Source organism: Lentzea albidocapillata subsp. violacea, assembly GCF_900100275.1.
GTDB classification, from domain to species: Bacteria; Actinomycetota; Actinomycetes; order Mycobacteriales; family Pseudonocardiaceae; genus Lentzea; species Lentzea violacea.
Window position 1 is genome coordinate 1 of record NZ_FNET01000026.1, and the last position, 23,897, is coordinate 23,897.

The following is a 23,897-nucleotide window of genomic DNA, read 5'->3' on the forward strand; positions in this document are numbered from 1 at the left end:
GGGGCGGCTCCAGCCATCCACGAGACCGAAGTCGGCCGCACACAAGTGATCGGCAACAGCTGCCTCGATCTACCACGAAGATCGCCTCCCACCTCGGAGTGGATTTCGCGCCGTTCACGAACCCGAAGCCGACCGCAGACAGCCGAACGACGCCTCCGCGGCGGCTGCCCCCGACCGCCGCCGAACGCCATTTCCCCGCCTCGGCGAGGCAGCCTTTGCCATGTCCGACGGCGAGTTGTCCACAGATCGGTGAGCGGTGGGTTGACACGCGCGAATCGTCGCTAGGTTGAGTGGAGGTTGGTGGTCAGCCCCCTGGGTGGGCGGGGCCTCGGCTGCGGTTGGTTTGGGTTGTGGCACGTAGGGTGCCCCATGGGGCGGAACTGGTATCTGTTGTGGAGCGGTAGCGCCATCTCGGCACTGGGGGACGGCATCTTCCTGGCGGCACTTCCGTTGCTCGCCACGACCATCACGCAGGATCCGAAGCTGATCGCCGGCGTCAGCTTCTTCGGCGCGCTGCCCTGGTTGCTGGCCGCGTTGCCGGCCGGTGCGGCGGCTGACCGGTTCGACGGCAGGCGCCTTCTGCTGGCGGCGTTGTGGGTTCAGTGTGCGCTCATGGCCTTGCTTGCCGTGTTTCACAGCGCGCACATCGCGTTTTTGTACGGCATGGCCTTTTTGATCGGCACGGCCGAGAACGTGCCACGGGCCGTGGGGCAGCCGCTCATCAAGGCCACTGTGGACAACCATCTGCTGGAGCGCGCGAACGGCAGGCTGTTCGCTTCGCAGGCTGTGGCGTTGCAGTTCGTTGGGCCGCCGCTGGGTGGGCTGCTGTTCGTGATCGCTGTGCCTGCGCCGTTCTGGGTCAACGCGCTGACGTTCGCCGTCGCGGCGTTGCTGGTCAGCAGGATGCGTACGGAACGCAAAGTGCCTGCGGCCAGGCCTAAGGCCAGGGAAGGCTTGCGGTGGCTGTTGAAGCACAAGGCGCTGAGGACCATCACGGTCGTGTCGGCTACTACGAACCTGTGCATCGCTATGACCATGGCGACGCTGGTGTTGTTCGCCCAGCAACGGCTCGGGCTGAGCGGCGCGGGGTTCGGCGCCTTTCTGGCCACGCTCGCGTGTGGGGGTGTTGCGGGCGGGCTGCTCGCCGAACGGTTGCTCGCGAGGTACCGGAACACGGTTACGGCGACTGTGGTGCTGATTCCGTTGATGTGGCTGGGAATCGCCACGCTCGCCCACGATCTCGTCACGGTCGCGGCGTTCGCGGTGGTGAGTTCGTTCTGCACTGCGGTGTGGGGTGTGGCGACGTCGAGCTTCAGGCAGCGTGTGGTGCCGACGGAGCTGCTCGGCCGCGTCAGCAGCGCGCAGACGCTGGTCACCTGGGGTGTTCAGCCGGTCGGCGCGCTGCTGGGCGGGCTGACGGCGGACTCCTTCGGGCTGCTGGCGCCCTGGTACGTCGCAGTGACGCTCCGCACCGCGGTGGGACTCCTCAGCCTGAAGTCACTGCGCGCGCACGTGCGGGTGTCGACCACGTGCCAAAACCGGTGGACTCAGGCGACGTGAATGCAGAGTCCACCGGCGGCTTCACAAAGGAACTTAACTATTTGCGGAAGCAAGGCCTGCGACCGGGCCCACCACGATGATCGCCGGCGGACGAACCTCCCAGGCCTTCACGTCCGCGCCCAGGGTGTCCAAAGTGGACCGGTGGACGCGCTGGGCCGCGGTGCTGCCTTCCTGGATCACGGCTACCGGCGTGGAGCCGGGACGGCCTTCCATCAACGCCGCAGCGAACGCGCCGGCCCGTTCGACCGCCATCATCAGCACGACGGTGCCACGAAGGCGTGCGATCGCGGACCAGTCGACGAGAGAGCGCGGGTCGTCCGGCGCGACGTGGCCGGAGACGACGACGACCTCGTGCGCCACTCCTCGGTGCGTTACCGGCACACCTGCCAATGCGGGCACACCGAACGCCGACGTCACGCCTGGCACGACGGTCACCGGGATGCCGGCCTCCGCGCACGCCAGTAGTTCCTCGAAGCCGCGTCCGAAGACGTACGGGTCGCCGCCCTTGAGTCGGACGACGAACTTGCCCTCCTTGGCGCGGTCGATCAGTGTCTGGTTGATGAACTCCTGCGTCGCCGCACGGCCGTAGGGGATCTTCGCCGCGTCCACGACCTCGACGTGCGCGGGCAGTTCCTCCAGGAGCTCACGCGGGGCGAGACGGTCCGCGACGACCACGTCCGCGTGAGCCAGCAAACGCTTGCCCTGCACGGTGATCAGTTCGGGGTCGCCGGGACCGCCACCGACCAGGGCCACACCGACGGGCGGCGTGGCCTGGTCCGCGATGCGGCCGTCGCGCAACGCCGCCACGAGGCCGTCCCGCACCGAGGCCGAGCGGCGGTGCTCGCCACCCGCCAGCACACCGATCAACATGCCGTCGTGCATCCCTGTGGCCGGAGTGACGGCCGTGCCGTCGACTGCGATGTCCGCGCGCACGCAGAACACACGCTGCGAGAGCGCTTCTTCACCGATCTGCGTGTTCACCTCGACGTTGGACGTGCACGCCACCACGTACCACGCGCCCTCGACGTCGCCGGCCTCGAAACGCCTCTCGTGCCACGTCAGCTCCCCCGCGTCGACCATGCCCTGCACGGCGGGGGTGACGGACGGCGACACGAGCTCGACGACGGCGCCGGACGCGATCAGGCGAGGTAGACGGCGCTGCGCGACCGTGCCTCCGCCGACCACGAGGACGCGCCGGCCCCGGAGGTCGAGGCCGGCCAGGTAGTGCTGTTCAAAGGGCATGCGTAGAAGCATCCACACCGGACACGCCGTGTCCAGCCGAAGGGAACATGGTCACACGGACAACAGCTCGAAAGAGGTGGCCAGCACCCCTCCGAAGCGCTGCCCCACGGCTTCTGCCATCGAACGGAGGAACGGCTCCGGGTCGGCCATGTCGCCGCTCAACGCCTCCAGGTACGCCTTGTGCGCGCGCAGAGAGGCCACGGAAGCGTCGAACGAGTCGGTGATGTCCACGGCGTGCGTCGCCAACGGCGAGGACGCCGCCGCCACGTACTTCACGCCTTCCCACTTCTCCAGTCCGAGCTCCGGGAAGATCCACCGGTTGCCCGCGTCCCTGACCGCGTCGACGGCGGCGCGCCCGACGGCAATGTGGTCCGCCATGTTCAGACCGCCGCCGGGCCAGGTCTCGCGGTAGTTGCCGGTGATCACGAACTCCGGGCGGTGGCGGCGGATGGCGGCCGCGATGTCGCGCCGCAACGGGATGCCGTACTCGATGGTGCCGTCCGGGTGGTCCAGGAACTCGACCTCGGTCACGCCGACGGCCGCACAGGACGCGATCTGCTCCTCGACCCGCAACGGCGCGCAGGCAGCCGGTTCCATCGAGTCGATGCCGTTCTCACCACGGCACGCGAGCAGGTATTTGATGTTCTTGCCTTGGGCGGTCCAACGCGCGATGGCGCCCGCACCGCCGTACTCCATGTCATCGGGGTGAGCGACGACGACCAGCGCGCTCGACCAGTCTTCGGGCACAGCTTCCAGATCAGCCATGCGTGCAGGGTGCGCGCCGGAGCACGCACCCTGCAACAGACAAACGACGGCTCAGAGCTGGGCAGTGATCGCGGAGTAGTACGACGCGATGCGGCCGTACACGCCGGGGTAGCCGGCGGCGGCACAACCGCGGCCCCACGAGGTGTCACCGATGAGCTTGCCACCGAAGACCAGCGGGCCACCGGAGTCGCCCTGGCAGGTGTCGGTGCCACCCTGCGGGAAGCCCGCGCACACCATGGAGGTGTTGCTGTACTGCGAGTACGCGGACCTGCAGGTCGCGTCCGAGGTCAGTGGCACGTTCGCCTTGAGCAGGTAGCGCGAGGCGGAACCACCGGACGAGGTGGTGCCCCAGCCGAGGATCAACGCCGAGTTGCCCGCCGCGTAGAGCGCGGTGTCCTGCGGCGTGGCCAGCGGCAGCGTGGCCGAGTTGAGGTTGCGGTCCAGCGTCAGCACGGCGACGTCGTACCCGGACGTCGCGGTGCGGTAGCTCGGGTGGACCCAGATGCGGGTGACGTTCACGACCGTGCCCGCGGTGCTTCGCTTGTCGTCACGTCCGTGCACGACACGCGTGCTGGAGGCCGAACGACCGGACACGCAGTGGGCGGCCGTGACGACCTTGTTGGCCTTCACCAGCGTTCCGCCGCAGAACTGCGATCCGGACGTGGACGCCAGGTAGACGACCCACGGGTACGTCGCGGTGCTTGCCCGCGTGCCACCGACGATCATCGGCGACACGTCGCCGGCGTTGGCCGCGGGGGCGACGAAGAAGATGCTCGCGAGAGCGGACACCACGACGGACACGATCAGGCGATGCAGGGTTTTCGCCATGTTGCCAGTCCTTCCCTATAACGCTGTGTATGCAGGGTGTGAAGCACGGCACACACAGCGTCACGGGCGAAGAATCGGCGGCATAACCGCCATTAGTCGGTCATGTCCGGCTTCACTGTTGACTCAACCGATGCCACGCGCCGTGAAAGCCGCCTGGACAGATGCGGCGTCCGCGTCGCCGTACAGCTTCTCGGCCGCCGCGACGGTGGCCGCCGCGGCCGCCTTGAAGTCGGTCGACGGCGAGTACGAGAACTGCGCCTCCAGCACGATCGTCGCGGACTTGTCGCGACCGAACTTCTGGTAGATGTCCCACAACGCCCGCGACCAGATCTGACCGTCGAAGTGCACCTGGCCCTTGCGGTCGGCGTACTTCAGGTCGGTGTCGGTGCGACGCAGGCAGTGCGGCGTCTCGGTCGTGTAGGCCGTGGCGTCCCAGTCCATGATGCACGCCAACGGGGTCGTGGCCGTGTCCTGGGCGTCCGCGGCGGACATGATCAACGCCCACCAGTCGCCGAAGCCCTCACCGATCGAGCCACTCTCGACGGTGGAGCCGAAGCCGGGCACCTGGGCGTCCTGGATCGCGTGGCCGAGTTCGTGCCACACCACCTCGACGTCCTCGGCGTCGTCCACCCCGCCCGTGCCGAACGTGATCTGGTCCTTGTTCGGGTCGTAGAACGAGTTGTCCTCTTTCAGGCCGAGCGTGGTGATCTTCTGCGACTCGTTGTTGATGTTCCTGAACCCGAGGCTCTGGATGTACCTCTGCGACTCCGTCACGCCCCAGTAGGCGTTGACCTGCTCGAAGAGGTCGTTCGCGCGGGTGTACTCGAACTTGTTGCCGCTGTTGTACGCGAGCTTGCTCTTGGCACCGGTCAGCTGGGCGTAGGTGCCCCTGAGGTAGCCGGAACCGTCCAGGTCGGACAGCGTGACCGACCTGTACGCGGCGGCGGGCACGGCCGAGTCGGCGTCGTCGCCGTCCTGCAGGTTCTGGTTCTGCTGCGACGACACGGGGTTCGGGCTGAACACCTTGCCGGTGCCGTCCGCGTGCTTGACCAGGCTCTCGGTCCTGACGACGGCACCGGACTCCGCGTGCACCAGCGTGCGCTCGGATCCCCTGCCGCTGTCGGAGATCACCTCGTAGACGAGCCCGGTGCCGGGCAGCACCTTCAGGCTCGCGCCTTCGGGCGCACCTGCGGACTTCGACCTGGCGTCCTCGGCGGACACCGCGGGCGTGACGTCGACCGAACCGACGGTCAGCCGGCCGTCGTCCACGGTCTTCTCGCCGGTCACCTTGTCCACGTGCTCGACGTAGTACGCGCCCAGCACCGGTTTTCCGTCGTAGGTCTGCTCGTACCAGGTGTGCGTGGCGGTCAGCGAGTCGCGAACGGTCAGCAGCCGCAGGCCTTCCTTGGGCGCGGCAGCCTGGGCGGTGATCGTCAGCAGGGACAGTGCGACGCCGGCGGTGCAGGCGACAGCGACGAGACGACGGGCTCTCATGCCGGTCTCCAGTGCTTCGGGCCCGAGCAGGGTGGGGCCGTGTGCATGGCGACGCTAATCCGGAAAACTTCGGCGCAGACCCTACGAAAGAAGGAAAAACATCAGCGTTCCCAGACTCCGGGAACAACAATTACGTCTGCTTCGACCGGATTGTCCAGTGTTGGACCGGTTCCGAAAGCGACGAACGCGACCGCGGCACCACGAGCGGCCAGGTCGGACGCGCCCTCGTGACCGACTTCGGTGCCGGAGCGCAGCAGCGGGCGCACGGAGTCGATCGCCTCCGGCGACCCGATCACGAACGCGGCGCGCCGGATCTCCGCCTCCGCACGGGGTGTGCGCTGCTCGGCCGGGCCCGGCCCCAGCCCGACCAACGCGAGCCGGCCGCGCGGCAGCACGCGTGCCGCGGCCACGGTCACGTTGTCCCGCTTGAACTTCTCGGCCGCCAGCTCGATCGGGCCGCCGTGCCCGACGCTCCGCGCACCACGCAACGCGGCCGCCTCCGCGACGCTCGCGGTGCCCATCGAGTTGCGCACCACCGAACTCGGGTTCGGCACCCCGATCTCGGCGAGCTCGCCGGTCGGGAACGTCAGCAGCTCGGCCGTGTCGCCGTGCCAGAAACCCCAGTCCTCCACGGCGTCCACGATGCCGGGTTCGTCCGCCTTGACGTCCGCTGTCGCGAAGGCCTTGATGGCACGCAGGTCCAGGCCGCCCTGAACGTCCAACTCGGACAGCGCGGCACCGACGCTCGTGGCCGACGCACCGCGCGTCGACCCCACCCCGACGACGAGCGTGCGCGGCACGATCCGCAACACGTTCTCCTTCACCGCGGCGGCGCGGTCGTCGACGACGATCACCCACGTCGCGTCCTCACCACCCGCGACGACGTTGGGCGGCAACGCGGGCAGCGGGAAGTTCAACGGGTTGCGCAGCACGACCGTCTCGCCCGCCTCGATGGCGGCGGTGCAGCCCTCGACGTCACCGACCGCGGTGGCGTCGAGCTGCTCGACCAGCTCGTCCAGCATCGAGTCGACCATCGGACCACTCGTCACCACGGCCGTGCGGTTCAGCACGTCGGCGACGTGGCGGGTGAACACGTCCGCGTCACCGGCCAGCGCGACGACGAAGTGCTCGTCCACGCACACCACGGCGGGGTCGGATCCCTTGTCCCGCAACAGGGGCGCGACCAGCCGGACCGCGGACCCCGCGTCCAGGAACAGCACGACGGCGCCCAGGCGGGGCCAGAGGCTGCGGACGGCGGGCTTGACCGGTCCGTCGGGGACGACGGCATCGGCACCGAGAAACCCGGCCAGGTCAGCGGCGTCACCGCGCTGCGCCGGGCCGGCGAACACTCCGATCACTTCTTGTTTCCCCACAACAAGGTCACCGGGGTCGCCGGAGCGAATCCCGAGTCCAGCAGGCGCGAGGCGGTCCAGTGCACGCCCTCCACCTCGTACCCGGCGGCCTGCAACGCGTCGCGCGCGGGCACGATCTCGTCGACACTCTCGGTCGCGACCACGATCCGACGGGCCGACACCGCGGCCGAGGCCTTGACCGCGCTCAGCTCACCCCGGCCGACGAACACCGAATCCGGGCGTGGCAACGAAGGCGCGTCCAGCTCGGCCTCCTCGACGCGGACGTCGACGCCGTGCGCGGAGGCGTTCGCGATGATCCGCACGCACTGCACGGGGTCCGGCTCGACCGCGATCACCGCGGCACCCAGCCGGGCGCACTCCACGCCGACCGCGCCGGAACCCGCGAGCACGTCCCACACCAGCACGCCGGGGCGCGGGGCGAGGCGGGCCAGCACGAACGCGCGCACCTCGGCACCGAGCACGTGGGTGCGGCTCCCGTAGGCGTCGTCCGGGAGTGCCCAGCCGTCGTTCGAGCGGAGGAACTCGCTGTCCGCCAGGCACAACACGGCGTCCGGGGCGCCCCAGCGGCGCGTCACCGCGTCGCGCGGGTCCACGGCGATCAGCTCGTCGCCGTCCTGCACCGTCAGCGTGCGGCGCCAGCCCGCGAGGCCCGCACCGATCTCGGCCGGGCCGATGCCCTCGGCGAGCCTGACGATCACGGCGGAGTGGGCGCGGCACACGTTCAGCGCGGGGCGCAGGCCGTCCTCGGCGTCGACGATCTCGACGGGACGGCCCGCTGCCTCCCGCAGCTTCTCCACCGGCATCAGTTAGCGGACCGCTTGGGCTTGCGGACCGGCTTCTTCCTCGGCGTGGCCGTCGAGGCGTTGACGGTCGGCGGCTTCGGCATCTCCGCCGCGACCACCGTCAGCTTCGGCTTCGGCGCGGGCTCCTCGGCGGGCCTGCGCACGGACTGCTGTATTTCCTCGACCGCCGTCCACGCCGGGTTCGGCTCGGCCGCGGGCGCGGCGGGAGCGGCAGCGGGGATCGGCTCGTCCGTGCGCGTCGCGATGCGCGAGGCGGCACGGCGCGACCAGCGGGTCGGGCGGGCGGCGCGCAGCGGTTCGTCCACCGAGGTCGTGGCCGTCGCCGAGACACGACGCGTGGGCGCCTTCACGGCGGCACCGACGAGGAACAACGTCGGGCGGTACAGCTTGTGCTGCTTCACGACCGACTCCAGCTCACCGATCGTGGTGTGCACGACCAGCTCGTCGGCCTGGCTCACCTTGTACGCGACGACGACCGGCGTGGCCTCGGAGTACCCGCCCTGCAGGAGCTTCTCCACGAACTGGCCGGTGCGCGCGCCCGAGACCGTGGCGGCCATCGTGGTCTGCAGCGCGGCGAACTCACTCACGAGCTCGCTGCTCTCCGGCGAGATCAGCACCGTGGAGGACGCCTCGGTCAGCGTGAGCTCCCGGCCGATCTTGGCGGCCGCCGCGGCGACGACGGACACGCCCGGCACGACCTCGACCTCAAGACCGAGACGCACGCACAGGTCGTGCTGCTCCTGAACGCCACCACCGGTCGCCGCGTCGCCCGAGTGCAGGCGCACGACGACCTGGCGCGCCGCGGCGGCACGGCGGTACACGTCGGTGATCTCCTCGGGCGTGACGCGCGAGAAGTCGACCAGCTCGGCGTCGGCGCGGGCGTGCTCGCGGACGCACTCGGCGTCCACCACGCTGGGGGCCCAGACGACCACGTCGGCTTCCGCGACGCGGCGAGCGCCTCGGAGAGTGATGAGGTCGGCGGCACCGGGACCGGCGCCGACGAAGGAGACCCGACCGGTCGTCGTCACGACAGCTCCACAGGGGGTTTGGGGAGAGACTTAGGCGATGACCGTACCGTCTGCCACTCCTGCCACGAACGGGTGGCAGGCCCGCACGAAACGGGCCACCGCCTCCGGATCACCGGCCGGGTGCGTGTGGAGGTACGACGCGTGCACGCCGCCCACCACGAAACCTTCGGCGACCGGCCGTGAGTCGACACCGCGCCACTGCCAGGCGGGCGGGATCGAGTGCGGTGTGGACAGCTGGGTCCGGTGGAACTCGTGGCCGGTCACGCGGCTGCCCGGTGGGTGCAGCGGTGAACTGGTGGACGCCACCGCGTCGCGATAACCCAGGATCAACTTCGGGGTCATGAACCCCTCGGCGTCGAGCACGCCGCACATCGGGTGCCCGTCGAGTGATCTCGCGAGGTACAGCAACCCTCCGCACTCGGCGTGGACCGGCGCGCCCGATCGAGCGAACCGGGCCACCGCCTCCCGCAACTTCACGTTGGCCGACAGCGCTTCCGCGTGCTGCTCCGGAAATCCGCCCGGGAGGACAAGTCCCGCCGTGCCCTCCGGAAGATCCTCGTCGTGCAGCGGGTCGACCACGGCCACGGCCGCGCCCGCCGCCCTCAGCACCTCGACGTGCTCGGCGTAGCCGAACGTGAAGGCCGCTCCCCCCGCGATCGCGACCACCGGCTCGTCCTCGACGCGCTCGACCTGCGGTTCCCACCCAGAGACCGCCATCGTGGGCACCGACGACGCCAGCCTGCGCACCGCGTCGAGGTCGACGTGCTTGGCCACCGCGGCGGCGATCGCGTCCACCGCGGCCACGGCCTCCGGCCCGTGCTCCGCCGCCGTCACGAGCCCCAAGTGCCGTGAGGGCAAGGAAAACTGCGGATCGCGCGGCAGCACGCCGAGCACGTCGAGGCCGACCTCGTCGCACGCCGACCGCAGCACCTGCTCGTGCCGTTCCGACCCGACCTGGTTGAGGATCACGCCGCCGAGCCGGACCGTCGGGTCGTAGCCGCGGAACCCGTGCAGCAGCGCGGCGAGCGACCGGCTCTGCCCGCGGGCGTCCACGACGAACAGCACGGGGGCGTTGAGCAGCTTGGCGACGTGCGCCGTCGAGCCGATGCCGGCGGTGTCGATGCGGCCGTCGAACAGCCCCATCACGCCCTCGACCACGGCGATGTCACAGCCCTTGGAGCCGTGCGCGAACAACGCGGGGATCCGGTGCTCGCCGACCATGACCGGGTCGAGGTTGCGACCCGGTCTCCCGGTCGCCAGCGAGTGGTAGCCGGGGTCGATGTAGTCGGGTCCCACCTTGAACGGCGCGACCCGCGACCCGGCCGCGCGCAACGCGGCCATCAGGCCCGTCGCGACGGTGGTCTTGCCGCTGCCCGAGGCCGGGGCGGCGACGACGAGCCTGGTCACCACTCGATCCCCCGCTGGCCCTTCTGCCCGGCGTCCATCGGGTGCTTGACCTTGGTCATCTCCACCACGAGGTCGGCGGCGTCGATGAGCTTCTGCGGCGCGTACCGGCCGGTGATCACGACGTGCTGGTGGCCAGGCCGGTTCGCCAGGGTCTCCACCACCTCGTCGACGTTGATCCAGCCCCAGTGCAGCGGGTACGTGAACTCGTCGAGCACGTAGAAGCCGTGGCGTTCGGTGTTGATCCTGCGCTGGATCTCGTGCCAGCCTTCGAGCGCGGCCGTGGCGTGGTCGTCCTCGGTGCCCTGCTTGCGGGTCCAGGACCAGCCCTCGCCCATCTTGTGCCACTCGACCGCGCCGCCCTCGCCGGTCTCGTCGTGCAGCCGGCCGAGCGCCTTGAACGCGGACTCCTCGCCCACCTTCCACTTGGCCGACTTCACGAACTGGAACACGCCGATGTCCCAGCCCTGGTTCCAGCCGCGCAGCGCCATGCCGAACGCCGCCGTCGACTTCCCCTTCATCTCACCGGTGTGCAGCATCAGCAACGGCCTGTTCCGGCGCTGGCGCGTGGTCAGGCCGTCCTTCGGCACCTCGGTGGGTTGTCCTTGAGGCACTGGGTTCTCCTTGCTCGTTGGTCGCTGCTCCGCAGACTCCGGTGAGTTCGCCGGGAAGCTGGTCGTCCGGCGCGAACTCACGCGGCCCGGACGACGCCGGCGAGGTGGTCGGCGCTGAGCTGGTCGAGCTTGACGCAGGTGCCCTGCAGCGCGTCGGCGATCTTCTGGGCGAGGCCGAGGCGGACGTGGCCCTGTTCGCAGTCCACGACCACCACGGCGGTCTTCTCGAGCAGTCCGGCGGCCTTCAACGCGTCCTTCGTCGGGTCGCCGCCCAGGCCGGACGACGTCGCGCGGCCGTCCGTCAGCAGCACGACGAGCGGGCGCTTGCGCGGGTCGCGCATCCGTTCGATCTCCAGGACGCGGTGGGCCTTCAGCAGGCCGTCGGCGAGCGGCGTCCGGCCGCCGGTGCGCATCTTCTTCAGGCGCGTGGCCGCCGCGTCGACGGACGTCGTCGGGGGCAGCGCGAGCTCGGCCTGAGTGCCGCGGAACGTCACCACGCCGACCTTGTCGCGGCGCTGGTAGGCATCGCGCAGCAACGAGATCACCGCGCCGCTGACGGCCGACATCCGCTTCTGCGCGGCCATCGAGCCCGAGGCGTCGACGACGAACAGGACGAGGTTCGACTCCTTGCCCTCCCGAACCGCCTTGCGCAGGTCGGCGGCTGTGAGCAGCAGCCCGGGACCGCTGCGGCCCCGCGCTGCCTGGTGCGGCGCCGCGTTCGTGAGCGTGTCGACCAGGTGCAGACCACTGCCGTCCACTTTGGACGAACGGACGATCCGTCCGGTGCGGGCGCGGGCCCTGGAACGCTTGCCGGGCGCGCCTTCGCCGACTCCGGGAACCTCCAGCAGCCGTGCCTTGAACGCGGGCGCGGGCTCCGGTGCCGGACGGTCGCTGGGCGCGTTCCCGTTGCCCTTGGGGCCTTCCTGCGGCTCGGGCAGCTCACCGCCGCCGGGGCCGTCGTCGTCCGGGCCCTCCGGCGGCTCCTCCGCGTGCTCGGCCGCCTGCCGCATCGCGTCCTCGAGCTGCTGCTCCTCGATGCCGGGCTCGTCGAACGGGTCGCGGCGGCGCCGGTGCGGCAACGCGAGCCGGACCGCGGTCTCGATGTCGGTCTCCTCGACCTCGGTGGCGCCGCGCCACGCCGCGTGGGCGGTGGCGGCACGGGCGACGACGAGGTCCGCGCGCATGCCGTCGACCTCGAAAGCGGCGCAGACGGCGGCGATCCGGCGCAGCTCGCTGTCCGGAAGGGACACTTCCGCCAGCTTCGAGCGCGCGTCGGTGATCTGCTGCTTGAGCTCGGCGTCCTGCCCGGCCCACTTCGCCGCGAACGTGACGGGGTCGGCCTCGTAGGCGAGCCGCCGCCGGATGACCTCGGTGCGCACGGCGACGTCCCGCGCGGCCTTCACCGCCACGGTCAGCCCGAACCGGTCGAGCAGCTGCGGGCGCAGCTCGCCCTCCTCGGGGTTCATGGTGCCGACCAGCAGGAACTGGGACGGGTGCGAGACCGAGACGCCCTCGCGCTCGACGTGCGCGCGGCCCATCGCGGCGGCGTCCAGCAGCAGGTCGACCAGGTGGTCGTGCAGCAGGTTGACCTCGTCGACGTAGAGCACGCCCCGGTGCGCCGCGGCCAGCAGGCCGGGCTGGAACGCCCGCACGCCCTCGGTCAGCGCCTTCTCCAGGTCGAGCGATCCGACCAGCCGGTCCTCGGTGGCACCGACGGGCAGTTCCACGAGCCGGGCCGGCCGCCGTTCGATGCCTTCGTGCGGCGCGTCGGGGCAGTCGGTGGTGCCGGGTGCGCAGCCGAAGCGGCAGCCCCTGGACACATCGAGGTCGGGCAGCAGCGCGGCGAGGGCACGCACGATGGTCGACTTCGCGGTCCCCTTCTCACCGCGGACGAGAACGCCGCCGATGCCGGGGTGCACGGCGTTCAGCAGCAGGGCAACGCGGAGATCGTCATGTCCGACGACAGCCGAAAAGGGGAACATGCTCGGCGAAGTCCTTCCTCGGGTGTCCACGCCCGCGGTCGGTGGGTGAAGAGGGGGGCGAGTTCCTGACTCCCGACCCAGGTCGGTCACAGTCGCGGGACGGCGCCGGATTCGCACCGGCTTCCTCGCACTCCCCTCACAGCCCCGGCATCGTCGCACTTCGCACCGCCGGGTCCAACAGCCAGGTGAGCGACGTCGCCCTAGATCACGCTCTGGAACTCCGCCCAGGCCTCCCGGACCTCGTCCGCCGTCCACTCCAGCGCGGGCTCGGCGATGGTGATCTCGGTCTTCGCGAGCGTCCCGTCCCGCCAGAACCCGCCGAGGAACTTCCCGCTCAGCTCCTTGAGCCGCGCCGGGTCACCCGGCAGGTGCAGCGCGAACTGGTGGGTGTGCGGCTCGGGCAGTCCCATCGCCTCCGCCACGACCTTGGCGTGCCGCACCTGGGCGCCCAGCCGGGGCAGCACCGTGTCCAGGCCGTGCATCGCGGAGAGTGCCGCGGGCCACTGCTGGAACAGCATGCCGCCGTACCGGTGCCGCCAGACCCGTGCCTGGTCGACGAAGTCCCGGGTACCGGCCAGCGCCGCGCCCGACATGCCCTCCAGCGACTTGTAGAACGACACGTACACCGAGTCGAACAGGCCGGCGATCTCCTCCAGCGGCTTGCCCAGGCCGAACGTGCTCTCCCACAGCCGCGCGCCGTCGAGGTGCACGATCGCGTCCCGTTCCCGTGCCTGGCCGACCAGCGTGGTCAGCTCGTCCCAGGTCGGCAGGACGAACCCGGCCTCCCGGTCCGGCACCTCCAGCAGCAGCGTCCCGTACGGCTCCGGGCAGGTGGCGACCTCGGCGTTCGGCACCTTGATCGGGCGCAGACCGGACAGCACGGTCAGCGCGTCGTCCTCGTGGTTGAGCGGATGCGCCTGTGGGTGCATCGCGACGATCGGGTTGTGCGTGCGGTCGGCCCAGCACTTGAGGGCGATCTGCTGCGCCATGGTCCCGGTCGGCACGAACAGCGCGGCTTCGGTGCCCAGGAGCCCGGCCACCCGGGTCTCCAGCGCCTCCACCGGGCCGCCGTCGCCGTAGCGGTCGGGCTCGACGTCCGGCACGGGGCCGAGTTCCTCTAGGAGGGTTCGCTTCCTGACTCCGGAGAGCTGACGGTTCAACACCCGGGCATCAAACCTCAGGTCAGCGAGTCACTGCCACCGACTTCGGCGCGCGGAACGACAGCAGGTTCAGCCACTCCGGCTCCGGACCTGCCAGGCGCAACGACGGCTCGTGCTCGGCGACGGTCCGCAACGTCACGGCGGCCTCCAGCCGGGCCAGCCCCGCCCCGAGGCAGAAGTGCCGGCCATAGCCGAACGCGAGATGCCGAGGGTCGGTTTCCTTACCGCTCAACAACAACACGAGCTCCGCACCGGCAGGCACGCGCACACCGGACAGCACGACCTCACGCGCGGTCAGCCGCCGCCACGTCACCACGGGCGTCTCGGTCCGCAGCACGTCCTCGACGAACGACTCGGCCACGCCGGGTTCGGGCAGGCGCGCCCACAGCGAGCGATCCTGCAACGCCCGGCGCAACGCCGTGGACAGCAGCTGAGTCGTCGTCTCCTGGCCCGCGATCAGCAGGAAGTAGCAGAGGCCAGCGGAGTCCTCGGCGGACACTCCGGCGTCGGCCAGCGCGCAGAACAGCTCGCCGTCGCGCGCGTGGTAGCGCTTGATCAGCCACTGGTGGAAGTCGCCGACGTCGTCGACCAGTTCCATCTGCCGTTCGCGGGTGATGTCGCCCCAGAAGAACTCCAGCGAGCCGGTGCTCCAGCGCTTCAGCGTCGGGATGTCGACGTTCGGCAGCCCCAGCAGGTCCATCAGCACGATCGCGGGCAGGTCCCAGGCGAGCGAGCGCACGAGATCCGCGCCACCAAGGCGTTCCGAAACCAGGCACCGGATGCGAGGCTCCGCAGCGGCGACACGAGCCGGCGTGAAGAACGAGGCCACGAGCCGCCGCAGGTCGGCGTGCGACGAGGACCCGTTGTTCGCGAGCGTCGGCGGCAACGAGAAGCGGGCCCGCACCAGGGCGCGCAGGGCGGCCGGAGCCACCGGGGTGACGGCGGTCAGCGCGTTGTCGGGCAGGAAGGTGACCGGGTCGGCCAGCACGGCGCGCACGTCGTCGTAGGCCGACACCACCCAGCGTCCGCCGATGAACTGCACCGGCGAGGTGAGTTCGGCGCGCGTGAAGGTGAACAGGTCCACGAGCGGCACGCTAGCGGGCGAATGGGAGACTCAGGCGGTGACCGTGAGCACAACCGAGGCGATCTCCACTGGTGGTGAGTCGACGCTCGACTGGATCGACGTCCGCTCCGAAGCGCGGGCCAAGGCCGGTCTGAGCCGGCGGCTGCGGCCGCGCACGTCGAACTCGACGGACCTCGACCTCGCGAGCAACGACTACCTCGGCCTCGCCAAGGACAAGCGCGTCGCGGGTGCCGCGGCCGCCGCAACGCTGAAGTGGGGCTCAGGGTCGACCGGATCGCGCCTGGTCACGGGCTCGACGGAGCTGCACGCCGAGCTGGAGTTCGAGCTCGCGAACTTCTGCGGCTCGCAGTCGGCGCTGGTGTTCAGCAGCGGGTACATGGCGAACCTCGCCGCGGTCACGGCGCTGACGGGCCCCGGTACGGCGATCGTCGCCGACCAGCACATCCACGCCTCGCTGATCGACGGCACGCGCCTGTCGAAGGCCGACGTCGTCGTCACGGACCACTGCGACGTCGGCAAGGTCCGGCACGCGCTGGAGACCCGCGGCAAGCGGCGCGCGATCGTCGTCACGGACTCGGTGTTCAGCGTGGACGGCGACATCGCCCCGCTCAACGAACTGCACGAGGCGTGCCGCGCGACCGGCGCCGCGCTGGTCGTCGACGACGCGCACGGCCTCGGTGTCGTCGGGCCCGGTGGCCGGGGCGCGGTCGCCGCGGCGGGCATCATCAAGGCGCCGGACGTGATCACCACGCTGACGCTGAGCAAGTCGCTGGGCGCGCAGGGCGGTGCGGTCCTCGGCCCGAGCCGGGTGATCAGGCACCTGATCGACACCGCGCGCCCGTTCATCTTCGACACCGGTCTCGCGCCGAGCAGCGCGGCGGCGGCCCTGGCGGCGATCAAGATTCTGCGCGAGGAGCCGGACCGTCCCGAGCGGGCGCTGACCGTGGCGCACGACCTGAGCAACCGCCTCAAGGAGGCCGGTTTCCAGGTCAGCACGCCGACCGCGGCCGTCGTGAGCGTGCGGGCACCCTCGCCGGAGCAGGCGTTCCAGTGGGCCGAGACCTGCCGCACGAGCGGCGTCGTCGTCGGCTGCTTCCGACCGCCGTCGGTGCCGGACCAGATCAGCAGGCTGCGGCTCACCGCGCGCGCCGATCTGACCGAGGCCGACATCGAGCGCGCGGTGCGCGTGATCAGGGAGAGCGCCGCATCCGCAGGTGTGGAATCCCGTCCTCGATGAACTCGGTGCCCTCGGCGACGAACCCGAACGACGCGTAGAAGTCGGCGACGTACGTCTGCGCGTCGAGCACTGACGGCGTGGTGCCGATGTCCACGAGCGCGGCCTGCATGAGCCGGCGGCTGTAGCCGCGGCCGCGGGCCATGCGTGCCGTGGCGACGCGTCCGACGCGGAACGTGCCGTCGGGTTCTTCGACCAGCCGCAGGTAGGCGAGTGGATCGAGCGTGCCCTCCGTCTCCAGCCAGAAGTGCCGTGTCCCCTGGTCGAGATCACGGCCGTCCACGTCGGCGTAGACGCAGTTCTGCTCCACGACGAAGACGTCCTGGCGCAGTCGCAGGATCGCGTAGAGCTGGGCGGGGCTCAGGTCGAGCCCCCACCGGCGGCGCAGGGTGGCGGGAAACTGTGTGGTTCGCACCTGGTCGTGGATATCAGAAGCCCAGCGTCTGCCGGTAGTTCGCGAGCCGGGTGTAGACACCGGGTTCATCAGGCCGGGCGCAGCCGCGACCGAACGACACGACGCCCGCGAGCCTGCCGCGCACCACGAGCGGCCCGCCCGAGTCGCCGGTGCAGGCGTCCCGGCCACCGCGCCCGGCGCACAGCATCGCGCCCGGCCGGTAGTCCGGTTCCTTCAGCAGGCACTCGGAGTCGGACAGGATCGGCACCGTCACCTTGCGCAGTGACATGGCGGGCGGGGTGTTCTCGGCGGTGCGGCCCCAGCCGAGCACCACGCCGTCGGCACCGGCCTCGCCGAGCGCGATCGTCCGGTACGGCAGGGCCTGGGCCAGCGTCAGGACCGCCACGTCGTCGCCCTTGGTGACCTCGACGTACCCAGGGTGGCGCCACACGCCCGCGACCACCGCCTCGATGCCCTCACCCTTGTTCCTGAGGTCCGTGCGACCCGCGACCACGCGCAGCTGCTCGGCGGAACGCTGGTTCCTGCCGAACACGCCCTTGAGCGTCACGCAGTGCGCGGCGGTCATGACCTTGTCCGGGGCGACGAGCGCGCCACCGCAGATCAGCTGACCGTCCGTGGTGGTGATCGCCACAACCCACGGCGTGTCGGCCACCCGCGCGGGTGTCCCCCCAACGATCGCATCGGCGGACGTCGCACCGCTGACCAGGGCCATCACCGCCACCAGCACGGCAAATCGCTTACCCCTCACGGACCACTCCTCGTTGCGCCAGGTGGACGATCGGTCACCTACCGTAGCGATCACGCTAGGACGGCGTCAAAACCGGAGATTTTCATGTTAGTGTCCCGTTAGGCCGGAGATTTTGCGGTCAGTGGCGCAGATCACGGGGGTATGTACGGTGTTGTTCGACTTCGGCCAGGTTCCGGCCTTTCTCATCGCGTGCGCGGTCGTCATCGTGACCCCCGGCGTGGACGCGTTCCTGCTGCTGCGCACGTCACTGCGGTCCGGCACCCGCGCCGGCCTGCTCGCGCTGGGCGGCATCCACACGGCCGCGGCGGTCCAGGTCGCACTGGTCATCTCGGGCCTCGGAGTGCTGCTCGCGCAGTACCCGATGGTGCTCGTGGCACTGCGCTGGATCGGCGCCGGCTACCTGCTCTACCTGGCGATCTCCATCACGCGCGGGCTCATCAGGCGCACCGCGGACACCCCGGAGGAGGTCATGAGCGCGCGGCCGTTCCGGCAGGGCTTCCTGACCAACATCACGAACCCGAAGATGATCCTGTTCTCGCTGGCGTTCCTGCCACAGTTCATCGGATCGGGTGAACCGGCACCGCAGCTCGTGATGCTCGCCGTCGTGTTCCTCGGACTCGCGGCGGTGTGGGAGCTGATGATCGTGCTGGCGGCGTCGCGGGTGGCCGGGAAGCTCAAGCGGCCCGGCGTGACGACGGCGCTGGACGCGGTGTGCGCCGCCGTCTTCCTGACGATGTCCGTCGGGCTCGTGCTCTAGAGGTCGAGCGGCGAAGCGTCCACGACCGAGTGCAGATCCCTGGCGTACCGGGAGATCCGGACGTACACACCCGGCTTGTTCCTGCGCGCACAGCCCTCGCCCCATGACGTGACGCCGACGAGCTTGCCGTCCACCACGACCGGGCCGCCCGAGTCGCCCTGGCAGGTGTCGACCTTGCCGCCCTCGTAGCCGGCGCAGAACATGTCCGCCTGCACGAACTGCGGGTAGGTGTCCACGCAGAACTCGTCCGGCAGCACCGGCACGGAGGCCTGCATGAGGAAGCGGGACGTCCTGCCGTTCTCGGACGTGCGCCCCCAGCCGAGCGCGCGCAGCATCGTGCCGGGCTGGTAGAGCGCCCGATCGGACAGTTCGGCGAAGGGCAGCGGCTCGTACGGCAGCGCGTCCTTCAGGGTCAGGACGGCGATGTCCTCGCCCTCGTCCGCCGAGACGTACTGCTGGTGGATCCAGATCTTGGTGACGGCGGCCGTCACCCCGGCCCTGCGGTCCTGCTTGTCCTCACGACCGGCGACGACCTGCACGTCCTTCGGCGAGCGGCCGAGCGCGCAGTGGGCGGCGGTGAGCACCTTGGACGGTGCGACGATCGTGCCACCGCAGAACTGGGTGCCGCGGTCGTCGACCAGGTAGACGGCCCACGGATTGGCCTGGATGGACGCCCGCTCGCCGCCAACGACCTGTTCGTTGGCGGCGGCGGTGCCCGTCGACGCGAGCATTGCGGAGAGAACCAGCACCAGGAGTCGTCTCATGACTCCAGATGGTAGCTATTGCGCTGGGCCGTTCGGAGCAACCTTGCTCCAGAGCTTTCCGGCCGCGCCCATGACCGACTCGCCGATGTCGTTGATCGTCTTGATCAACGGGTCGGCGGAGTTGCCCATGGACTCCTTGTACGACCGGGCGGCGCCCTTGATGTCGTCGGTGAGGTTGGTCGTCGGCCGGTCGTCCTCGCGGCGCGGGTACGTGCCGGTCAGGATCTCGCGGTACTCCTCGCTCGCCGACCAGCGCTGCAGCTCGGCGGCCCGCACCACGACCAGCGGGTGCGTGCGGTGCTCGGTGTGCAGGAGCTTGAGGAGGCTGTCGCGGATGTCCTCGACCTCCTCGTACTCCTTCGCCTGGGCGAGGAACGACGCGATGTCGACCTGACCGCCCAGGTCACCCGCCAGCGCGAGGTGCGTGCGCAGCGCGGCCTGCGGGTCCTGGCAGGCGAGCAGGCCCGCCCGGTCGCAGGAGAGCTCGGTCTTGCGCTGCCACTCGCGCAACGCAGCGATGACCGCGCGCATCGCGATCGCGCCCGCCGGCACCCAGGCGAAGGACGTGGTCAGGTCGATCAGCCGGCGCAGCAGCGTGTTGTACAGCGCGTGGCCCGACATCGCGTGGCCCATCTCGTGACCGATCAGGAAGCGCAGCGACTCGTTGTCGAGCAGGTCGACCGAGCCGGTGCTGATCACGATGAACGGCTTGTCGATGCCGTAGGTGTAGCCGTACGCCTGCGAGTTGCGCTCGACGAAGAGCTCGGGCACCTCGGCGAGGTCGAACGCCGCCGCCACCTCGTTGCGGATGCGGTCGAGCTGCGGGTACTGCTTGGGACCCACCCGGACGGAGGACGCCACCTGAAGCAGGCGCTCACCCCGCTCGGTGAAGGCCCCGGCGACCGCCTTGAGGATCGGTGCCACGGCGGGCACCGCCCTCAGCACCGCGAGGGCGCCTCGGTCGGCAGGATGCTCATAGGCGCGTGGGCTGATACCCGGGAACCGCACCCTCGATGACTGCTCAATATCCCCCGTCACTCCCCCAGGTTAGACACGATCCGGACAAGCCTGCAGGGAATCGGCACCGGACCGTTGCAAACTGGCCCGGTGAGCAGCGACGAAGACACCACGGTTCTGCCGTTGCGCGGCGGAGCCTCAGCGACCCTGGTCCGGCGCCGGGCCGCGGCCAACGACCGCGGCGCGATCCTCTACGTGCACGGTTTCGCGGACTACTTCTTCCAGGAGCACGTGGCCGAGCACTTCACCGCCCAGGGTTACGACTTCTACGCCGTCGACCTGCGCGGATACGGCCGTTCGCTGCGGGACGGCGAGGTGCCGAACTACACGACCGACATGGCGGTGTACTTCGAGGAGATCGACGCGGCGATCGCCGTCATTCGGGAAGAGCACTCGCGGGTGGTCCTCATGGGTCACTCGACAGGTGGCCTCACCACGTCGTTGTGGGCGCACGAACGACGCTCCAGCGAGCTCATCGACGCGTTGGTGCTCAACAGCCCGTGGCTGGACGTCGTCGAGCCACCGTTGGTGCGGCGGGTCGTGAAGCTGATCGGCGGGCTCGCGCCGAAGGTGAAGATCCGCGCGAACCTCGGCGACGCGTACGGTGCCGCGATCCACAACTCGCGCAACGGCGAGTGGGACTTCGACCTGAAGTGGAAGCCGCTCGCGGGCTTCCCCGTGCTGGCCGGATGGATCCGGGCCGTGCTGGTGGCGCAGGAGAAGGTCCACAAGGGACTTGACGTGCGAGTCCCGGTGCTGGTGCTGCACTCCGACAAGAGCATGTTGAACGCCCGGGAGTGGAGCGAGGACGTCTCGAAGGCGGACGCCGTGCTCGACGTCGAGGGAATGCGCAAATGGGGTCCGAAGATCGGATCATCGGTCCGGGTCGTGGAGATCAAGGCCGGCATGCACGACCTGTTCCTGTCGCCTGAGCCAGTGCGTGCGGCGGCACTCGCCGAGGTCGACGAGTTCCTGAAAACAGCTTGACCTCGTTGTAGGTCGAGGTTCGAGACTGGTCGTCATGAACATCGACTTCAACGCCTGGTACGCGCTCGAAAGCGCGATGCAGGACGAGAAAAACCGTCGCGTGAGCCGGGCGACGTTGAAGCGTGTCGCCCGGTTCGCCCACCCGCAACGCCGTGCCGTGTACGCGTTGCTCGCCACCAGCGCGGTCGCGGCCGTGCTCGCGGTGGCCGCTCCGGTGCTGGCCGGACGGGTCGTCGACACCATCATCGGCGGCCGTGACTTCGGGCTGGTCGTGTGGCTCGCGCTGGCGATCGCCGGCGTGGCGGTGCTGGAGGCCGGGTTCTCGCTGGTCGAGCGGTGGCAGTCGTCGCGGGTGGGCGAGGACCTGATCCTGCGGCTGCGGCAGGCCGTCTTCGACCACGTGCAACGGATGCCGATCGCGTTCTTCACCCGCACGCGCACCGGTGCGCTGGTGTCGCGGCTGAACAACGACGTGATCGCGGCGCAGCGGGCGTTCTCCGAGACGATCTCCGGTGTGGTCACGAACGTGATCGCGCTGGTCCTGACCCTGATCGTGATGCTGACACTGTCGTGGCAGGTCACGGTGCTCGCGATGGTGCTGCTGCCGATCTTCCTGATCCCGGCGCGGCGGATGGGCAAGCGGCTGGCGTCCATGCACCGCGAGGCCGCGAACCTCGACTCGGCGATGACGACGCAGATGACCGAGCGGTTCTCCGCGCCGGGCGCGACGTTGATCAAGCTGTTCGGCCGGCCCTCCATCGAGAGCGCCGAGTTCGGGTCGCGGGCGCGGCGGGTGCGTGACATCGGCGTGCGGACCGCGGTGGCGCAGTGGCTGTTCCTGGTGGCGTTGACCCTGGTGTCGTCGCTGGCGCTGGCGCTGGTCTACGGGCTGGGCGGGTACTTCGTGTTCGCCGGGGAGATGGCGCCGGGCACGATCGTGACGCTCGCGCTGCTGCTGACGAGGCTGTACGCGCCGTTGACGGCGTTGGCCGGCGCACGGGTGGACGTGATGACGGCGCTGGTGTCGTTCGAGCGCGTCTTCGAGGTGCTGGACCTGCCGCCGCTGATCAAGGAGAAGCCGTCGCCGGTCTCCGTGCCCGACGGTCCGGTGCAGGTCGAGTTCTCCGACGTGAAGTTCGCCTACCCGTCCGCCGACAAGGTGTCGCTGGCCTCGCTGGAAGAGGTGGCGTCGCTCGACACCCGCGGCGGCGAGGAGATCCTGGGCGGCGTGTCGTTCGTCGCCGAGCCCGGTTCGCTGATCGCGCTGGTCGGCGCGTCGGGTGCGGGCAAGTCGACGATCGCCTCGCTGGTGCCCCGCCTGTACGACACGGACTCCGGTACCGTGCGGCTGTCCGGTGTGGACGTTCGCGACCTGTCGTTCGACTCGATCCGCGAGACCGTCGGCATGGTGACGCAGGACGGGCACCTGTTCCACGAGTCGATCGGCGCGAACCTGCGGCTCGCCGCACCCACGGCCACGGACGAGGAGATCTGGGACGCGCTGACCCGTGCCCGGCTCGCGGACCTGGTGTCGTCGCTGCCGGATCAGCTGGACACCGTCGTCGGCGAACGCGGCTACCGCCTGTCCGGCGGCGAACGGCAACGGCTGACCATCGCGCGACTGCTGCTGGCCAAGCCCCGCGTGGTGATCCTGGACGAGGCGACCGCACACCTGGACTCGCGCTCGGAGGCCGCCGTGCAGGAGGCGCTGGTCGAGGCGCTCGCCGGCCGGACGTCCCTGGTGATCGCGCACCGGCTCTCGACCATCCGGGCGGCGAACCAGATCCTGGTCGTGGACAAGGGGCAGATCGTCGAACGTGGTACGCATGAAGCGTTGCTGGCCCTGGAAGGCCACTACACCAAGCTGTACCGCACTCAGTTCAGTGAAGAGCCGATCGGAGCACCGTGACCATCCCCTCGCCGGACAACCTCTACCCGTTGCCGGACTACGCGCGCACCGTGCTGCTCAAGCCGTTGGTGAAGAACCCGCAGATCGAGATCGGCGAGTACACCTACTACGACGACCCTCACCACGCCACGGAGTTCGAGCAGCGCAACGTGCTCTACAACTTCGGCTTGGAAAAGCTGGTCATCGGCCGGTACTGCGCCTTGGCGGAAGGCGTCCGGTTCATCATGTCCGGCGCCAACCACAGCATGGCGGGCGTGTCGACGTTCCCGTTCACGATCTTCGGCGGCGTCTGGGGCGAGAAGACGCTCGACATCGCCCTGGGGGCGCCTTCTCGCGGGGACACGGTGGTGGGCAACGACGTCTGGATCGGCTACAACGCGGTGATCATGCCGGGCGTGCGGATCGGCAACGGCGCGATCATCGCCGCCGGTTCCGTGGTGGTGTCGGACGTTCCCGCGTACGGCATCGTCGGCGGCAACCCGGCTGGGTTGCTTCGGACGCGGTACAGCGACTCCGACGTCGAGCTGCTGGAGCGCATCGCGTGGTGGGACTGGCCGGTGGAGAAGGTGACGGAACACGTCCGCGTGATCATGGCCGGCACGCCCGCCGAGCTCGCCGCGGTCGCTCCGTGAAGGCACTGCTGATCACCGGCCCGGTTGGGCCGGCCGCGGAACGGTCGTGACTCGGTTCGGTGGCGTCCGAGTGAACTTTCCCGCCAGATCACGCTGA

22 protein-coding genes and 1 riboswitch are annotated in these 23,897 nt (G+C 70.0%); of the genes, 6 read left to right on the plus strand and 16 right to left on the minus strand.

The genetic code is table 11. The features are described 5' to 3' along the window. Positions 1-369 precede the first annotated feature (369 nt). On the plus strand, positions 370-1,560 hold the full coding sequence (locus BLR21_RS35985) for an MFS transporter (RefSeq protein ID WP_090013625.1): 1,191 nt from the start codon (positions 370-372) through the stop codon (positions 1,558-1,560). A 33-nt stretch (positions 1,561-1,593) separates the two neighbouring features. Here the strand turns inward: BLR21_RS35985 and cobA are convergent, their stop codons facing one another. The 12 genes from cobA to BLR21_RS36045 all read right to left on the minus strand — a co-directional run bounded on the left by cobA (position 1,594) and on the right by BLR21_RS36045 (position 15,337). Further along, entirely contained in the window at positions 1,594-2,802 is a 1,209-nt protein-coding gene (gene cobA, locus BLR21_RS35990) for a uroporphyrinogen-III C-methyltransferase (protein WP_090013628.1), read from the minus strand. A 51-nt stretch (positions 2,803-2,853) separates the two neighbouring features. Next, positions 2,854-3,567: a PIG-L deacetylase family protein gene (locus BLR21_RS35995; RefSeq protein ID WP_090013631.1), complete on the minus strand. Its 714-nt coding sequence runs from the start codon at positions 3,565-3,567 to the stop codon at positions 2,854-2,856. Positions 3,568-3,618: 51 nt separating this feature from the next. Further along, positions 3,619-4,395 carry a S1 family peptidase gene (locus BLR21_RS36000; RefSeq protein ID WP_090013634.1) on the minus strand — a complete coding sequence of 259 codons (777 nt, stop codon included), beginning with the start codon at positions 4,393-4,395 and terminating at the stop codon, positions 3,619-3,621. Between the two features lie 123 nt (positions 4,396-4,518). Further along, positions 4,519-5,889, minus strand: coding sequence for a M36 family metallopeptidase (locus BLR21_RS36005; protein ID WP_090013637.1), 1,371 nt, complete (start codon positions 5,887-5,889; stop codon positions 4,519-4,521). Between the two features lie 101 nt (positions 5,890-5,990). Beyond that, entirely contained in the window at positions 5,991-7,247 is a 1,257-nt protein-coding gene (locus BLR21_RS36010; RefSeq protein ID WP_090013640.1) for a cobalamin biosynthesis protein, read from the minus strand. Further along, positions 7,244-8,059 (minus strand): hypothetical protein, encoded by an 816-nt coding sequence (locus BLR21_RS36015; protein ID WP_143028028.1) that lies wholly within the window; start codon positions 8,057-8,059, stop codon positions 7,244-7,246. The genes BLR21_RS36010 and BLR21_RS36015 overlap by 4 nt, the downstream gene beginning before the upstream one ends. Positions 8,060-8,064: 5 nt before the next feature. Continuing rightward, positions 8,065-9,093, minus strand: coding sequence for a cobalt-precorrin-4/precorrin-4 C(11)-methyltransferase (locus BLR21_RS36020; protein ID WP_090013645.1), 1,029 nt, complete (start codon positions 9,091-9,093; stop codon positions 8,065-8,067). 30 nt (positions 9,094-9,123) lie between these two features. Beyond that, positions 9,124-10,503 (minus strand): cobyrinic acid a,c-diamide synthase CobB, encoded by a 1,380-nt coding sequence (locus BLR21_RS36025; protein WP_256335158.1) that lies wholly within the window; start codon positions 10,501-10,503, stop codon positions 9,124-9,126. Further along, on the minus strand, positions 10,497-11,111 hold the full coding sequence (gene cobO / locus BLR21_RS36030; protein ID WP_090013648.1) for a cob(I)yrinic acid a,c-diamide adenosyltransferase: 615 nt from the start codon (positions 11,109-11,111) through the stop codon (positions 10,497-10,499). Before cobO ends, BLR21_RS36025 begins: the two co-directional genes overlap by 7 nt. 77 nt (positions 11,112-11,188) lie before the next feature. Then, positions 11,189-13,093: a putative cobaltochelatase gene (locus BLR21_RS36035; protein WP_090013651.1), complete on the minus strand. Its 1,905-nt coding sequence runs from the start codon at positions 13,091-13,093 to the stop codon at positions 11,189-11,191. 39 nt (positions 13,094-13,132) lie between these two features. Beyond that, positions 13,133-13,278: riboswitch (cobalamin riboswitch) on the minus strand. A gap of 15 nt (positions 13,279-13,293) precedes the next feature. Beyond that, positions 13,294-14,196, minus strand: a complete 903-nt coding sequence (locus BLR21_RS36040) for a threonine aldolase family protein (protein ID WP_218131069.1) — start codon at positions 14,194-14,196, stop codon at positions 13,294-13,296. A 79-nt stretch (positions 14,197-14,275) separates the two neighbouring features. Continuing rightward, positions 14,276-15,337 carry a cytochrome P450 family protein gene (locus BLR21_RS36045; protein ID WP_218131070.1) on the minus strand — a complete coding sequence of 354 codons (1,062 nt, stop codon included), beginning with the start codon at positions 15,335-15,337 and terminating at the stop codon, positions 14,276-14,278. A gap of 37 nt (positions 15,338-15,374) precedes the next feature. Between BLR21_RS36045 and BLR21_RS36050 the strand changes: the two genes are divergently transcribed. After that, complete coding sequence (locus BLR21_RS36050; protein WP_245816261.1) at positions 15,375-16,574, plus strand: 8-amino-7-oxononanoate synthase; 1,200 nt, start codon at positions 15,375-15,377, stop codon at positions 16,572-16,574. On the opposite strand, the gene BLR21_RS36055 is transcribed toward BLR21_RS36050, so the two are convergent. Next, positions 16,528-16,986, minus strand: a complete 459-nt coding sequence (locus tag BLR21_RS36055; RefSeq protein ID WP_030479587.1) for a GNAT family N-acetyltransferase — start codon at positions 16,984-16,986, stop codon at positions 16,528-16,530. The genes BLR21_RS36050 and BLR21_RS36055 overlap by 47 nt on opposite strands. 13 nt (positions 16,987-16,999) lie before the next feature. Beyond that, a complete protein-coding gene (locus tag BLR21_RS36060; protein ID WP_256335159.1) occupies positions 17,000-17,734 on the minus strand; it encodes a serine protease in 735 nt (244 codons plus the stop codon). A 121-nt stretch (positions 17,735-17,855) separates the two neighbouring features. On the opposite strand from BLR21_RS36060, the gene BLR21_RS36065 reads away from it, so the two are divergent. Next, complete coding sequence (locus tag BLR21_RS36065; protein WP_256335160.1) at positions 17,856-18,491, plus strand: LysE family translocator; 636 nt, start codon at positions 17,856-17,858, stop codon at positions 18,489-18,491. Here the strand turns inward: BLR21_RS36065 and BLR21_RS36070 are convergent. Continuing rightward, a complete protein-coding gene (locus BLR21_RS36070; protein ID WP_090013662.1) occupies positions 18,488-19,255 on the minus strand; it encodes a S1 family peptidase in 768 nt (255 codons plus the stop codon). The genes BLR21_RS36065 and BLR21_RS36070 overlap by 4 nt on opposite strands. Positions 19,256-19,270: 15 nt before the next feature. After that, positions 19,271-20,293: a M48 family metallopeptidase gene (locus BLR21_RS36075; protein ID WP_090013664.1), complete on the minus strand. Its 1,023-nt coding sequence runs from the start codon at positions 20,291-20,293 to the stop codon at positions 19,271-19,273. A 69-nt stretch (positions 20,294-20,362) separates the two neighbouring features. Between BLR21_RS36075 and BLR21_RS36080 the strand changes: the two genes are divergently transcribed. From BLR21_RS36080 to BLR21_RS36090, 3 genes are read left to right on the plus strand one after another with little or no spacing between them, the layout of a single operon-like run. Then, positions 20,363-21,259, plus strand: a complete 897-nt coding sequence (locus BLR21_RS36080) for an alpha/beta hydrolase (protein ID WP_218131071.1) — start codon at positions 20,363-20,365, stop codon at positions 21,257-21,259. 34 nt (positions 21,260-21,293) lie between these two features. Continuing rightward, positions 21,294-23,168 (plus strand): ABC transporter ATP-binding protein, encoded by a 1,875-nt coding sequence (locus BLR21_RS36085; RefSeq protein ID WP_090013668.1) that lies wholly within the window; start codon positions 21,294-21,296, stop codon positions 23,166-23,168. Next, positions 23,165-23,800, plus strand: coding sequence for a CatB-related O-acetyltransferase (locus BLR21_RS36090; protein WP_090013672.1), 636 nt, complete (start codon positions 23,165-23,167; stop codon positions 23,798-23,800). Before BLR21_RS36085 ends, BLR21_RS36090 begins: the two co-directional genes overlap by 4 nt. The last annotated feature ends 97 nt before the right edge of the window (positions 23,801-23,897 follow it).